This window comes from Stieleria magnilauensis (assembly GCA_007753675.1).
Taxonomy (GTDB): domain Bacteria; phylum Planctomycetota; class Planctomycetia; order Pirellulales; family Pirellulaceae; genus Stieleria; species Stieleria magnilauensis.
Map to the genome: position 1 here is coordinate 9,961,394 of CP036432.1, position 15,318 is coordinate 9,976,711.

The 15,318-nt window shown below is 56.3% G+C and carries 4 protein-coding genes (1 of these 4 running past the window's edge); 1 reads left to right on the forward strand and 3 read right to left on the reverse strand.

What is annotated here, in order from left to right:
* The 3 genes from TBK1r_RS35490 to TBK1r_RS35500 all read right to left on the reverse strand — a co-directional run.
* A protein-coding gene (locus TBK1r_RS35490; protein WP_145220684.1) for a right-handed parallel beta-helix repeat-containing protein crosses the window boundary here: on the reverse strand, nt 1-11,777 show its beginning. 22,633 nt of this gene lie to the left of the window's left edge; 11,777 of the gene's 34,410 nt are visible here — the first part of the coding sequence; it begins with the start codon at nt 11,775-11,777; its stop codon lies beyond the left edge, outside the window.
* Between the two features lie 479 nt (nt 11,778-12,256).
* A complete protein-coding gene (locus TBK1r_RS35495) occupies nt 12,257-13,510 on the reverse strand; it encodes a DUF1559 domain-containing protein (protein WP_145220686.1) in 1,254 nt (417 codons plus the stop codon).
* 138 nt (nt 13,511-13,648) lie between these two features.
* Complete coding sequence (locus TBK1r_RS35500) at nt 13,649-14,008, reverse strand: EexN family lipoprotein (RefSeq protein ID WP_145220688.1); 360 nt, start codon at nt 14,006-14,008, stop codon at nt 13,649-13,651.
* Nucleotides 14,009-14,184: 176 nt separating this feature from the next.
* On the opposite strand from TBK1r_RS35500, the gene TBK1r_RS35505 reads away from it, so the two are divergent.
* Complete coding sequence (locus TBK1r_RS35505; RefSeq protein ID WP_145220690.1) at nt 14,185-15,243, forward strand: hypothetical protein; 1,059 nt, start codon at nt 14,185-14,187, stop codon at nt 15,241-15,243.
* Nucleotides 15,244-15,318: the final 75 nt, after the last annotated feature.

Sequence of the window (15,318 nt, forward strand, 5' to 3'; positions counted from 1 at the left end):
GCGATTCCCTTGCCGGTTTTTGGATTGCCGAGGCTGGCATCCACGTTACCGGTAATCGAAACCCCTAACGGTCCGAGAATCGGGAAGAAGGCTTTGTAGTCAAAATCGACGAAGAGTCGTTGCAGCGTCAGTGTGACAAGCGTCACATCGCGTCCCAACAGCAGACCTAACAAGCTGGTCGGATTGTCTAACACTGGGATGTCGACGGTCGGACTTGCATTGACGTTCTTCAGAAACGTCGACGATGTCTTTTCGCCCTTGCCATTGAGGACGTTCAGGTCGAACCCAGTGACACCGGGAATGGTGAAGTTTTGAACCTTGCTAAGATCCGTGAGGGAACTACTTAAATCGGGCGTGATGCTGCTCGCGGGATCGTAGAGAACAAAGGGACTGGTGGAGATCGGCAACTGCGCGTTCTCGGTATCCGTCAATTCGCCAAAGGCGTTGACGAACGTGATGATCTCCGCGACCGTTTCGATGTAGGCCGGATCAAAATTGCCGTAGTAGGCCGCGATATCCAACAAGGTGATCTCGGGTCCGAGATCGGAAATCACCGGAATCGGTGTGGTTAGCGTGTCGATCACCGGCTGAATCGGTTTGGTGAACTTGGCAATTTCGGTGAAGACCGGGCCGAGCAAGTTGGTCGCAAAGGATCCGATATCGATGCTGAGGTTATCGAATTGAACCTTTTGCAAACCATCGAGAATCAAGTTGCCATTGAGGATCGATGCCAGCGGCTTGATGTCCAGTTGCGTCGTTCCCGGATTCGCATCGATTCGCCAGTCGAGCCAGAAGTCTGCCTTGATGTTGGGAAATGCGTTCGAGTTTTGCGAGTTGATTCCCAGCGTGAGGGCGAGATCAGCGACAGCCTTCGCCGCGATTCCGAATTCCAGATCGAGCGAACCGAACTCCGAGAGTTCCACCTTGTGATCGCCGGTCGCCGTGACGTCGATTTGAAACGTTGCCTCAAGTTCCGTTTGTCCCTTGTCGGTCGCGGTGGCTTCCAGGAATCCAAGTTCGAGCGAAATCTCACTACCGGCCTCCGGCTCGGCTTTAATCGTGAAGTCGATTTCGGCATCGGATTGGTCTTGGTTGAGCAGCAGATAAAATCCGTCTTGGGCGCTCAATCCGAACCCGACATCCATCGTCCATCCGATCTGCGTTGCCAACGCGCCCGACGAGGAAAGGCCGAGTCCGGGAATGCCAAAATCAAAGCCGATGTCAGTGTCGGCATTCGTCAAATCCTGTCCCAGCTGAAACACCCATTCGAAGTAAACGGCATCGGGCTCGACACCGACATCATTCACGTTGGTCTTCAGTCGGATGAAATTATCGTTGGGATCATTTGGATCGTCGGGAAATAGTGGGTCGGTGGGTAATTCGCGAAGAATATCCAGTCCGCCAGTGCCGAGCAGTCCGACCAGCTGCTGTACGACGAAATTCTCGTCCGGATCGGCCGATGTTTCGACCGCTTTTCGCAAACCGGCAACAAACGTTTCCCGAAAGTCTTCGACGAATTGTGCGCCGTCTTCGAGCGAATCACCGATCAGCGGAATCGTGAAGCTGCCGATCTGGCCGTCCATCAACGTCTGGACCAGTTCCAAGAAGGCATCGACACCATCAATCGCCAGCAACAGGTTGTCCAGTGGACTGAAATTGTCCAAATCGATATTGAACAAGTTGGCAATCGGAATCGGATTGTTGTTCGGATCCACGGCCGTCAACGTGTCCGTGACGTCAATCCCGTTGGACAGACTCGCAGCCAAGGTGGCGTCGTACTGGATCGTGCCCTTGAACTTCGATTCGGGAACGTAGACGGGAAGGTCGACGTCCAGTGTTCCGCCGATCGAGGCCGTGAAGTACGTACCCAAGTTATTCGTCGTTGTTGAGAAGACTTCGCTGAGCAACTTGGGTGTCGCAACCGCAGGATCGTTGTCGAAATCGAGTCCGGCGTGAAAGAGCTTGCCATTGGGAACGGGTCCGCCAGGAGTCGGCCCCACAGTCGCCTGGCCCTTACGAACCGCCACCGAAATCGGTTTGATGCCGGCTTTGAAATTAAGATCGGTCGCGGCGGCGGCGAGCGTTCCGGTCAAGCCCGCCGAATCGAACACGTAAACATTGGTCGGTGACGTCAGGTCGATTCCGAAATCGAGTGTGAAATCCAAATCTCCGGTCGCCCGCAATCCCGCCGACCCGGTCAAGATGCCGGCACCGCCGAGATCAAAATTGATTCCCAGGTTTTTGTCAAAATCAGCACCAAGGTCGACCGTGATTCGAAGTAAATCCAGATCATCGGTGGTATCACTCGGCGTCCCTTTGTTGTCCGTGTACAGCGCCAGCGTGAGCGGATCGGCCGCCGACGCCACGCCGAGCGCTTCCTCAATCTTGTCTTCCAGGAACTGCAGCGTGGCAGCCGGATTGGCGCGGGCCTGGTCAACGACCGCTTTGAACTTCTTGGTCAGTGAAATCAGATCGTGAAGGCTGACGTCAAGGACGGGCAGATCCTCGTCCAGGAATCCGAATTTTTCGAACGCGCCCAGGAAATCGACGAGTTGGCTGAGAGCGTCGAGGATGGAATCGAACGTCAAATCCGGCGTGTCAAATTTGATCAATTCGCCCAGGTCCGTCATGTTGACGATGATCGCACCGCTGGCGGACAAGTCGGCGAAGATGTTGGGGACTTGAATATTGAGCTTGGGATTGTTGATTTGAACGAAGGGCAGGTCGGGTGTGACTTTGAGTGCCAGGTCAAGCTGCGCCGTCCCCGTCGCCGTCGGATTCGGGCCGCTGATACTGGGCAGTGCGATCACACTCGTCACGTCCGTTTGGATCCCCGTGATCAATTCGCTCAGCGTGACACGCCCGCCGAGTTGGCCTGTCGTGGGATTCTTGAAGCCCGCCGACAGGCTGCCGCTCAAACTTCCGCCGCCGTCGAGCGCAATCCCAACAAATCCGCCGAACCGTGCGGACGCTTGAATGCCATCGTCCAGCTTCGAGTCACCATCGACATCATTCGGGTCGGGTGTCGACAAGGCGACGTTGCCGCTGAGCACCGCATTTTGAAGGAACAGCCGGTCGAGCAGTTTGACGCCGCCGGCCTGCTGTCCCTCGATCACGTTGCTCGATCCGGTGCTTTGCCCGGACGCACTGACGTCCGCAGCCGCGGTGGCCATGATGCCCAACCGCGCCGCCGCCGCAGAGTTGTTGATAGGCTGGACGCGGAACGTCGAATTTCCGCTGGTGTTGTCGGTCAGCTGCAATGCCGTCTTGGCGGCATTCAATCCCGCTGTGACTTTTCCAGCCCCGGCGGTATTGATCGCATTGATCACATTGTCCAGCGTCGTTGCCCCATCCAGACTCACTGCGAAACTGCTACCGTCTCGGGTAAAGACACTCAGGTCGTTGGTATTCCCCAACAACGCGGTGGCTAATCCGAGTTCGTCGATGGCAGGATCACCGGCAGTGGACGTGATTCTCAAAGGGGTAGCGCCATTGAGCGCGGTGATGATCAGTTTGCGGCCAAACGATTCCGCCTTCACCAACGTGTCAATCGATTGTTTCTTGAACGCTTGATTGAGATCGAACACAAGGTCGAGAAGATTGCCATTGCCCTGGGTGTCCGCGGCTTTGACAACGATGTTGTGCGTGTTGCCGGCGACCTCCACCGCGAAATTTGCATCCGCGGAAAGCGGCGGCAACGTCGGCCGCAACGATTTCGTCGCCCGCAAACTCACTTCATCGCCAATCTTGGTCGCCGCGCCATTGGTTGCGAAACCAAGTTCTTTTTCAAGTGCCGGCGATGCTTGGACGACATCGATTGAAAACGTCGTGACCGGCGAGTTCGTTTTGGCGCGAAACAGCAGCAAGTTGCCAAGATTGCCAGCTTCGATCTTTCCGCCCAGGCCAGCAGTCGCCAGTGCATCGTTCAGCTTTTGAACCACACCGGTCGATCCACCGATGACATCACGCGCGGTGATGTTGGCGGCGGGCACCGTTACCAGCACCGGTGTTTGAGATTGTCCCTGTTCGGTGGTCGTGACGTTGAACTTGGCTTCGGCAAACTGGAATCGTTCGATGACTTCAAACGGCGATGTGATCGCCAGGTCCGTTTTGATCACACCGGTTCCGTAAACGCTTTCGATGGTGTCATTGACACTCAGAAGTTGATTCGGATCGGCATCGCCGAGATAGAGCCCCAGCGTGAACTTGAACCCCGCATTCCCGCTCAGACGCACGTTGCTCTTGCTGTCCAAATTCAGCAGCGGCTGCAGATTCAAATCAAAGTCCAACGGCACATCCAAGATGCCCATCGCGATGTTCGAGAAATCAATTTCGTAAAGCAGCGAGTCGTTCGGCGCGTCGTAACGCGCATTGATTACCGCTGGGGTCAAGCCGAGCAGCCCGGCCAGCTTGCGCGCGAGGTCTTTGTGGGTTTTGAACGTCGCTTTGTTGCCGGCGTCGAGCAATCGCTCGCGATCATCGCCGACGCCCGTATTGTTGTCGGTGTCGGTTTTTTTGATCGTGACATCGAAGGGCGTCGTTCCCGCCGCGGTGGTGATGCTGAATTCGACCACCGCATCACCGGCGAGTTTGACTGCGTTGGGATCGCTGGAAAACGCGGTGCTTGTGACTTTTAGAAAACCGTTGTCGGAGACCGCGGTTTGCGGGTCGGTGAAATTCAGCTTCGTGTAGCCACCGGCATCACTCGCGTCCTTTTTGATGCTAAATGCCGTGATCTGGGGGTCGTCGGCGATCAGTGTGATCTTGGAACCATCACCCTCGGCACGAATTCGCGATCCCAGTCCGGCGTTTGACAGGGCCTTGTTCAAATCGAAGACCAGTTTGTTGTTGCCATCGACCTTGTCATCGTCGCCTTCGTCGAACAGCAATGCATCGGAGAACATTTCGGCGAACTTGAGGATGTCGCCGACGTTCGAATCGGTAAACGGAATGTCAAAGTTGGCAAACGCCGAACTCTTTCGTAAACCGTCAAGGAAGTTTGCGAGCTGGCCGAGCTGACTGACCAAACTCGCCGCGTCCGTCCGAGTGAAATTGAGCAGTTCACTCATGTCCGGCGTATTGGGGAGTTGGACTTGGACCGTACTCGGATCGGTGAAGTCTGGCATGCTGACGGTAAGCGTTGAGTCAGCGGAGGCAGTTGTGATCCCCAAGATTGGGATCGTCAGTGGAAAGCTGAACTGCGCAGAACCGGAGAAGTTTGGATCGACCAATGACTTGGGGTCATTGGTGACCGCCGCGATTAACTCACGAACATCGATCCGCCCGTCGTCCGCATTCGTCTTGGGGTCGACCAGGGAAACATCCAGTTGCATATTGGCCGATCCGCTACCATCGACAACGTCAACGGAGATAAAGCCAAATCGCGCCGAAGCGTTGATCGCACTTGCAACGAGCGAGAGATTGCCGCTGACCTTTGCGTCGCGAATGAAAATGTAGTCACTTGGATCGTCTCCGGCGATAACGCCGTCCAAGTCGATGCCGAACCTCATCCCGAGATTCACGTTGGCGTCAACGTTTGCTTGTGTGGAGAAGCTAAGGTCGGCGAGTCCCTTGGCGAGATCGAAGCCAAAGTCAATGTCCTTGCTTTCATCGAATAATTCGATCGGCACATCGATTCGATAGGTCAGCTCTTTTGTGGCACTGTCATACTTCAGGTCGATCGTATCCGGTTCGAGACCGAGCGCGGTGGCGACTGTGGTGGCCAACTGCTGGACGGTAGGGAAATTGGCTTTTCCGGTAACCGGTTCGGACAGCGGCTGAACAATGCTTTGATCAAAGGCGTTGACAACATCCGTCAATGTATTCAGCGAGTCACCGAGGAACGGTACATCGACTTGAAACGCCGTGAGATGGTCCTTGACCATTTTGAGCTGATCGAGCACCTCGTCGGTGTTGACTTTCAGAAAATCCAAGAGTTGTTGACCGGGTCCCCCAGTCGCCGCCACGGAAAAGGACGTGATGTCATTCACGTCCGCCCAGGTGACGTTGACGTTGGCCGAACCGAGTTCAAAGGGCGCATCGAGACCGGGCAGGATCGCGCCGACACTGAAAGTCCCCGCCAGCACCACGTCGTTGACCGCTGGATTTCCGGTAAAGGCCAGATCGACGATGCCGATCGTGTCTGCAGTCAGTTCGCTCGTTCGAATCTTGTTGTCGATCGTGCTGCCGGAGGGTTCCTTCAGATTGACCGAAAACGCGACGGTCGGATCGATATTCAAACTCGCGTTGTCGAGCTTGACCTCTAAGAACCCAAACCGTCCCGCACCGCGGACTTCGCCGGTTGTTTGAATCTTGCTTACGACAAGTTCCGGATGCGTGTTTCCGACGTCAAAGAAGACGCCTTGGGAATCGATCCCGAATACGAAGTGGAGATTCAACTCTGCGCTGATTTGTTGGCTGCCGTCCAGTCGGATCTTTCCACCGGCAAAGTCAAGGTTGACATCAATCGGAACGAAGCCGTCGAGAGTGTTGATGATCCGGACGTCAAACGTGGTCACTCCGGCACTTTGGGTGTAACTCACATTTCCTGGCGAACTGTCCAACGCGTCGAGTTTGTTCTTGAAGTCGTCCAGCGTGGTGATGCTATCGCCAAGATCGCCCAAGTTGAAGCCATTGGTGCCCTCCTCGATCAACCGCAGCAGGAACGAGGTGTCCCCCAAGAGGGACTCGACCGTGCCAAACGGTGCCGCTTCCAGCGTGCCGGCGCGTCCAACCGAAGCGTCCTTCTTTCCGCTGATCGCGTCGGCCAAGAAAGTCGGGGAGGCGCCACCTAATAGTGCGGAATTCGTCGTCCCACCGGTTACCGCCGGGTCTTTGCTTCCCGATGCCATGACGGTTCGAACGGTTGCCCCAAAGAATTTCAAGCCATCTGCGGATGATTTGAGGATTTCAGACGCCGTCGTGGGAGTGCCGATCAGGTTCGACAGCGTCGCATTTGAATAGGAAATGGATTGCCGTCCCGCAACGCCCACCGTCGTGTCGATGAGCTTCACCACGGATCCGGTTGACGGTTCCGGCGTTCCTTTTCCCTTAATGACCAGTTCGTTCGTGCCCGTCCCCCCATTGACGACAATTCCGTCTGGAACGGTGATCAAACCGTTAGAACTATCGACGATGATTTTGTCATTCCCGCCCAGTCCCTGAATCTGAATTCGTTGATATTGAGCGATCTGTACGCGGTGCACTGGCGTCGTACCGGATTCGTCAAAGAAGACATCCAGCAACGTCGGGTTCGCCGCACTGCGGACGATTCGAAACGTATCTTGGGCTGCCGAACCATTGAGCGCCAAAACGTGAGGTTGGGCGATGTTTGCACTCACGTTCTCGATCGTTCGTATACCGGCACCCATGGTCGCCACATAGAATATGCCGGTTCCATTGGCAGACTCTCCGTCGGGGTCCACGTTGGCAAAACGAACGTCGTTGACGAGAACATTGGGGAACTGACTGCCGAACTCGGTCCAGACGAATTTGCCCGCTGTGCTGGACGGCAACCGCCGGAAAATTCCGCCGAGCCCTCCTACGACGACAATCGAATCGCCCGCCGTTGTCGGCGTGGCGTCGTACATCGTGATCGACTGCAACTTGCTAGTCAGTGCCCCAGGGGCACCGACCAAATTGTCGGTGATCTTTTGGAATTGATTGGCGGCGACGGAAAGCGCGGTGACGTTATTGGACATCCAGACTTCGTTGTCACGCAGCACGTATACGCGACGCCAATCTTGCGGATCGACAACGATGTCCCGAATCGTTCCACCAGCAAGTAGATGCCCGGTCTTGCCGTCGGTGATCTTCGTGAATTTTTTTTCGGTAATCTTGGCGAGGCCGTCCAGGGACGGACTGCGGTAATACAGCTGGCCACCCGTCGTGCCGACATAAGCGACGTTTGCCTTCCCAATCGCCCCCTCGTAGCCTCCATAAACGAGTGCCGAAACCTTGTCGTTCTCACCACCGAACGGCGTTGCAAGTTTTTTGGTGATGTCAATGATCACGTCGCCCGCCATTCCGTTTACCGAGGACGTATCGGCGTCTTCATACAGCCCGTTGCGACCGAGCAGCATTCGTTGTGGATCGACCGCATTGAGCACAAAGGGGAACTCCACGAATCCAGTTTCGTTTCTGTCAGCGGGATTAAGCCCGGTTAGATCAATGTCTCCCGCTCGCCTTTTCAGTAAGACTCGATTGGAGCGAACCCACAGTGCAGTGGTCTGCGTGTTACCGACGAAACGGGTGCCAATCAATTTGAATTGGTCGTTGTCAATCCGACTGACAATGAAGTGGTTGCCGTTTAACGCGTTGAGTCCACCCTGCAAGCCATGAATCGTGATTTGATCGCCGGTTCTTAGCCCGTGATTGTTCGATCGAATCGTAACCGGATCTCCAACTGCGCCGGAGATTTGACTCGCGAAATTTTGCTTATGCCAAACTCCACCACCCGTGTACGCCCCATTCCCCTCAACATCCCCGGTAAGTGTCTTGATTTTGAAGGTGTCGGCCGTCACGTTGTCGACTTGAAAACTCCCGTTGGAGGCGTTGTTTCCGTGGACACCGGTAATGATCACAGCATCGTCATTTGCAAGACCGTGTGCCGTTGATGTCACTACGACGGGGGTGGCGTTTGTTGCATCTGTAATGGATCCACGAGTGGTGTTGATCGGGTTGCCATTCCCGTCGACGTGATTGCGATAAAACCATTTGAGATTGTTGGCGAGCGAATAACGCAGGGCGCCAGGTTGCCCGGTTGACGTCTTGGAATCGGCTGACGTTGAATCGACTTGCTGGGTCTGGCCGTCGCCTCCCAGTGATAGAGTCGCATTGGCACCCGGCACCGCTTGCCAATTCAGATTGCCACTAACTGTCTGCACCGCAGAACCATTGTCCTGAAATCCAGACAGAAAGACTTTGTTTACAGAATCATACGCGACGGAATACGATTCGAACGCTCCAAGATTTCCGGTAAGCGATTGCCAGGCATTGTTTACCGCATCCGCGGGATTCGCAAGGAAATAGATCCCTCCGTCATCGGCTTCCAGCAGAGTCGTGCTGTTCAAGAAAACAAGGTCACGAGAATCGGGATGAGGCGATGTGTTGCCTTTCGTTAAACCAGCGGAATTTTTCGAACCGACGATCTGTACCCACGAACCTGCTCCTGTCGGGCTGTAGCGAAAAACGTTGTCGCGGCCCTGACCACTGACGTAAACAATGTTGTCGTTCGCCCGGTCAGCAACCATATTGAATCGATCGTGAAAAGTCGCTCCTGCGTTCAATCCAATTTGAGCGAGCGCGGTCCACTGGGATCCATTATCGGCTGATCGAAAGAATCTGGTATGCGTCCAGGTTCCGCCTCTGACATAGGCTTTGTTACCGATAACGGCTGTGCCGGTGAGAGTTTCAAGCTGGAATGTGTTTGTGGTGACACCAGCGACTTGAAACGTACCATTCGCGTTGGTATTGCCTTCAACACCGCTGATGATGATCACATCGCCATTGGACAAACCATGTCCCGCCGACGTGATGACGAGGGGCGATGCCATTGTCGCTCCGGTGATTTCTCCGTTGCTGCTGATTCCCGCAAAAAGCACGTTGCCGATCGGAGGTGCAGAAATTTCAATCTGACTCGAAAGGGGAATCCCAGCCAGTCCGTTGTTGATCGCCACCCACTGCGAACCGCCCGAACCCTGCACGCTGCGATAGACACCTTTGCCGGGAACTGCTGCGTAAAACCGAGCGCTATCCGTGGGGTCAACGATCAACTGCGTCACCGCACCGAATGGCAAACCTCCGTTGACCAGCACGAACGTCTGGCCGCCATCAATGCTGCGGAAGAGCCCGCCACCACGGGCCCTTGGATTGCGAGGGTCATTCCCGCCGTCAGAGTCCCAGCCTTTGCCAGAAATCGTCGCAGCCAGAATGACTTGTGTACTGCCCGAGCCGATGGCGGTTGGCACAAGTTCCTTGATCCGTTGACCGGCCAAGCCTACCGTTCCCAGCAATTCCCAGTTCTTTCCGGCGTCGTTTGACTTTAGAATGCCAATCGGATCGCCGCCCGTGAATCCGTTGCTGAATTGTCCCGTGCCGGCGTACACCGTGTTTGCGTTGAGTGGGTCGATCGCGACCGAGCCGATGGATAGGGAAGCGAATTGTTGGGTGAGCGGCTCCCATTGGGTGGTCGTCGGCGTGGAATAACTGGCGTTCGTCGTTCGCCAAACTCCGCCATTGACCGTTCCGACGAAAACAATGCTCGGGTCTGTAGGATGCACGGCAATGGATTGGACCGCGCCCGCAACCGGATTGTTCGGTGCGACATTCGACGCCGTGCTATTGGTCACGGCATGCGGTCCCTGTTCGATCCACCGATCGGGGCCCAATGTGAACAACACCTCGCCAGTGAAGGTCGTGTGAACCGCACCCGTGCCTACCAAGACTGCACGCTCGGGCGCATCATTGAAATAGACCAAAGCCTCGCCATTGACGAGCGTGCTGGCGTCCGCAAGCGAAACGCTAGTGATCTTCAGCGATGCGTTCGAAAGATCGAACTGCGCACCGCGAATCTCCGGGACAACGACCACATCGTTTCCGGCACCACCGGAAAGATGCAGCTCGAAAGCGCCCAGACTATTTTGGTGTGGCGATGGATCAAATGATCTGATTGTGATCTTGTCATTGCCGACACCAGCATTGATCGTCACTTTCGTCGTGCTAACAAGTGGTGGAAGATTGAACGAGTGACGTTCGAACATTCCGTTTTCACTTTCGATCGTAAACTCGCCAGAGGACGAACCTTTCTTGAGTAGAATCTGATCGTCACCAATCGTCGTGGATGTCCAAATGATGTCCGTTGCCGTCCCCGATTGTGTGATCGGTTCCATCCCCACGTACGCGATTGCCCTGCCGTCCGGGTTGATCGTGCCCGAATCGGGGCCGCTGGCCGTGTAGGCCACGCTGTTATAATCCCCGTCGATGACGACCGAGTCGAAGCCACCGTCGCCGCCGCGAACCGATCCGCTAACGAACGCGTCTTGGGCGAAAACAAAGGTGTCTTCATTGTTCGCAGCGCCGAGCAAGGTTTCCACACCGAAAAATTCAAACTGCCCACCAACGTTCCCGGTATTCCCACCGGTGACGCTCCACGTCGTGTCTGCGACCGGTCCCCGCAGCAGGTCAGAACCGACGATGCCTTGAAAGACGATGCGGTTGGGCAAATGCGTTTCAAGGTACGACGCATCGATTTCCAACTGCAAAACATCATCGAAGGGCGATCCGGTAATCAGCAGTGGATCACCGATGCTCGCGACCGTTCGCCAGGCGAGGAGTTGCTGCGTCGCCGATTCAATCAGCTCGATGACATCCGCGCCGTTCGCATCGGCGATTCGCAAGGTCCAGTCCACCGGCATCGATGATGTCGCGGCGGAGTAAAACAAGTCCGCAGGCGGAGGTGGTTGTGTTGGTAACCGCTCGGCGATCGAAACACTAAATCGAAGTTCTCGATTCCCCAAATCGTCGACGTACAACTCGCCCGATGCCGGCCGCGATGGCAACTGCATTTGATCAGGCCCCGACGGGCCGGCGAAACCACTGAGTGCTTCACGACGGCCGACATCGGCCGAGCAACTCAGTCCCGGGTGGCTTCCTGACGCCTCGTCATCGTTCAGGGGGAGGTCAAGCGGCACCGCCGATAGCACGAGCCGGTTTTCAAGCATTTCCAGAAGGATTTGGCGACGTCGCTGCGGATCCGCCGTTCGTCTTTTCCGATTCATCTGAAGCAATCCCGCCTGCTGCCGCCAACGGTTCGCGAACCCGAAAGGGTGCGAATCCGCCCGTTTGGAATGCCACGTGCGTCATTGCGCGCGCGAATCGGACACCCGCATTGATGATGTATCGATTCGGAACCCGATCTTGGGTTGCAGGTGATGTCTGCAGAGAAGCTGCAATAAAGAAACCGTTCAGCGCAGAAACGGCTGCGTTTTTGAGAATACCTTGACCGCAATCAACGCCTGTTGAACACCAGCGTCCGGGCGCCACCATTAAGGTTGATTTAGCAGTCCAGGCTAAACCCCGAAGCCAAAGTGAAGATTCGCTGTTGCCGTTGGAAGTCTGCCAAGAGTGGCAATGATGAGAAGGGAGCCGCCGTCAGGCGAAGGTCGCGACGTCAAACAAGCCGTGACGGGAACGCGAATCCCAGCCACGGCTTGAACGATGTGGACGTCAACTTGGTCGAAGTCTGAAGAGCGATGAGCTACTGGTTGAGCTGCTCCTGGATCGTCTCGTTGTTGGCCCGGGTGCCGAGTGCCCCCCAGAGACCGTAGGGACTTTGCACTCCCGGTGCCCGCGGGCCGGTTCCGTTCCAGATCACCATCGGGCTCTCCTTGCCACCGGCTTCGATCGAATCGGTGATGAAGATGACCGCACCGTCACCCATCAAGACATGCGCACCGCCTTGGTGCCGGCTGCTGGTTCCGTAGATGCCGGGCCGCCAGGTTCCGCTGCCGCTGCTGCAAATCGGGCTGTTGGGCGGATGGATCGTGACCACGCCGGTGTGAACGCAATAGCCACTGGACCACTTGAACCCACGCTGTCCTTGGGTGCCGCCGGTTAGGTTAGCGCCCGGATCCCAGAACTTCGGTCGGTCCGGATCGACGAACGCCTGACACAGTGACGGGTCGGTCATCAGGCCGCCGAGATTGTTGTTACCGCCGGATGGCTTCGCAGCCTGTGAGATGACGGCTCGGTCCCCGAGGTTGGTGGCCATTTCGCCGGCCATGATGGTGTTGGAAAGCCCATCAAGCGTGTCGCGGAACCGCATGTTCACGCGTGGGAAAAACATGCCACGACACGTCGCCTTGGCACGCGGCGCCGCGTTGCGGTTCGGCTGACCGTTCTGGTTGATGCCCCCCGTATTTTGAAACTGCAGTGCATCGCCGACACAGACGCCATAGTTCGTACGGCCTTGGGCAGGCAAGCCGTTGCCGGGATCACTGGGGCAGCGCAACATCGGAACCGTCGTCAGCCAGGGATCGTACTGATAGCGACCGTGCTGGGCCAAGCTGATGTCCGCGTTGGGCCCCATCGCGCTGAACTCGTATTGCCCTGCGGCCGATGCGGGTTCCTTGACGCGGAACGGGTTGCTGATCTGATCCCAGAGACCTTGTTGTTCGACGAAGGGTGCCAACTGAACCAGGGAACTGAGGTTGTTCAAATTGTTTCCGCCGTAGCTGCCTCCGATCAATCGGGGTTCGCGTGACTGCGGATTGTTGCTCCCGAACACCCGCGAGGTGCCGCCACGAATCGTGGGCAGCCGTTTGTAGGCGGAATGATAATTGTGAATCCCCAAGCCGATTTGCTTGAAGTTGTTACTGCAGCTCATTCGACGTGCTGCTTCGCGAGCCGCTTGGACGGCGGGCAAAAGCAGCCCGACCAAGATGCCGATGATCGCGATCACGACCAGCAACTCCACCAACGTGAAGCCACCGCGTCTGGAACGGATGTTCATAGAAAATGCCTCAGAATACGAATCAAAAAAAACAAAACGAATCAAAAGCCCCGTCGGCGCAGGCAGCGGCGGCGGAGGGAAAGGAGCTCAATCAAGATCAATGAATCGATGCAGTGAACGGTCGCCCGTACCGGTGTTTCAGCTCGCAGCTGCGTTTTCGTCTTCTTCGGACTCCACGTCTTCCGGATTTTCTTCACGCTCTTCGGGATGCTCTTGAAGGTAAGCTTCAACAGCCCCCAGCTCCGGCCCCTCGGATTCCGTCATGTCCTTGCCACAACCAGACAGCGGCACTGCGAATGAAATGGACACCAGTAGCAGCAGAATTCGAGAAAACGAAGAAAAGCGCATGTCGCCGGCAACCCTGTGGATGATGCGATGAAAAAGATCCTGCTCGGCGACTGAACCACTTGACCTGTGCCGCGGCTCAACCTCCAGTTCGGATTGGTTGGCACCGATTATAGAGCACTGGCACCCCCTCCCGCCCAGCGAATTATTCAACCACAGGACTGCAAACCGAAGACCTGAGTGGCGAACACTCGCCACCCCCGTCGCGAAAGAAGGCCCAAAAGCTGTGCTAGAGTAAAGCGCATCGCGTGACGGTAGACGACTTTTCCTGAATTTGAAGCGATGCCCAAGCGAAACCTTGGTAGCCTGTGATTTTGGAGAAATGTTGAATGCGTCAGCGACGGCAAGCGATTCGAGTCGATCTGGACGACCCCATGATCAATGCCCGCGAGGGTGTGTTGTTCTTTTGGCAGGCTATTGATCAGCTGTCACCGCTTTCGCTGTCCACCGGTGCCTGGACCGACAACAAATGGACGAAACGTTCCGCTATGGCCAATGCGATGGGCGGCGCGAGCGACCCCGGGCAAACGCGTGAACAGCGCGGCGAGGCCCTCAAGACGTATGCGACGTGGCTTGCCCAAAAGCTCTGCAATGCGGTGGGCTGGAACGAGAACGCCGGTTGGCTCCACTGGATTATCGACAACATCATCAAGGAGCTTGGACCGTTTGTCGGAAGCATCATTGGAGGCATCAAAGGGCTGTACAAAATCGGCAGCGCGATTGCCCAGAAGGTCAAGATATGGTGGGCCGCTCGAAAGGTCACCTTGGCGGCGGGTCATCCGCAAGCGATTGCGTCGGGCATCAAGAAGCTGATCAACAGCGCTCTGCTTGAAGGTTTGTACGACGTCGCCAAATCGGCGCTCACCGCGGGCGTGTTGGTCGCGTCGGCGGGTGCGTCATCGATCGTCAGCGCCGTTGCCAGCGTTATCGAACTGATCGTGAAGATGGTTCATGCGGCGATGGAAGCCTCTCGCATCAACAAGCTGATCGAAGATTGTGCGGCACTCTGGCAGTTGCCACGCGGCGCTCGGGCGTGGGCGCTTTCGGGTGCTGCCACGGACTTCAACACCATGTTCCGCACCGCGACCGAGAAGACACCGGTGATTGCACCGATCACGCTCTGCTCGTGCTTGAGCGGCGACAAAATGCGGCTGCTGAAAATGTACGGCGATGACGGGACGCCGATCACGCAAAGCAGTTTTGATGCCGGCTGCGTCTATCTGGACTCCTTGAAGAACGTCGGACGCGAGTATTGCAAACGCTGGGGCGACACGCTTCAATCGGATGATCCCCTGGTCAAGCTAGGCCTGAAACTGGTCCGCGATGGATACGCAGGCGAGAATCTGAAACGCCCCTGGTACAAGCGGCTGCCAGGCTTCCGCAATTAGGCCCCGAACGATTCCTGCCAGTGCGATCGTGAAGCGAAGGCGGCTGGGGATTTCAAGCGAGTCGCTACGAATCGC

Excerpts from the sequence above, each read along its gene's own strand:
- TBK1r_RS35495 (WP_145220686.1), bottom strand. The coding sequence starts at position 13,510 with ATGAACATCCGTTCCAGACGCGGTGGCTTCACGTTGGTGGAGTTGCTG.
- TBK1r_RS35505 (WP_145220690.1), top strand. The coding sequence starts at position 14,185 with ATGCGTCAGCGACGGCAAGCGATTCGAGTCGATCTGGACGACCCCATG.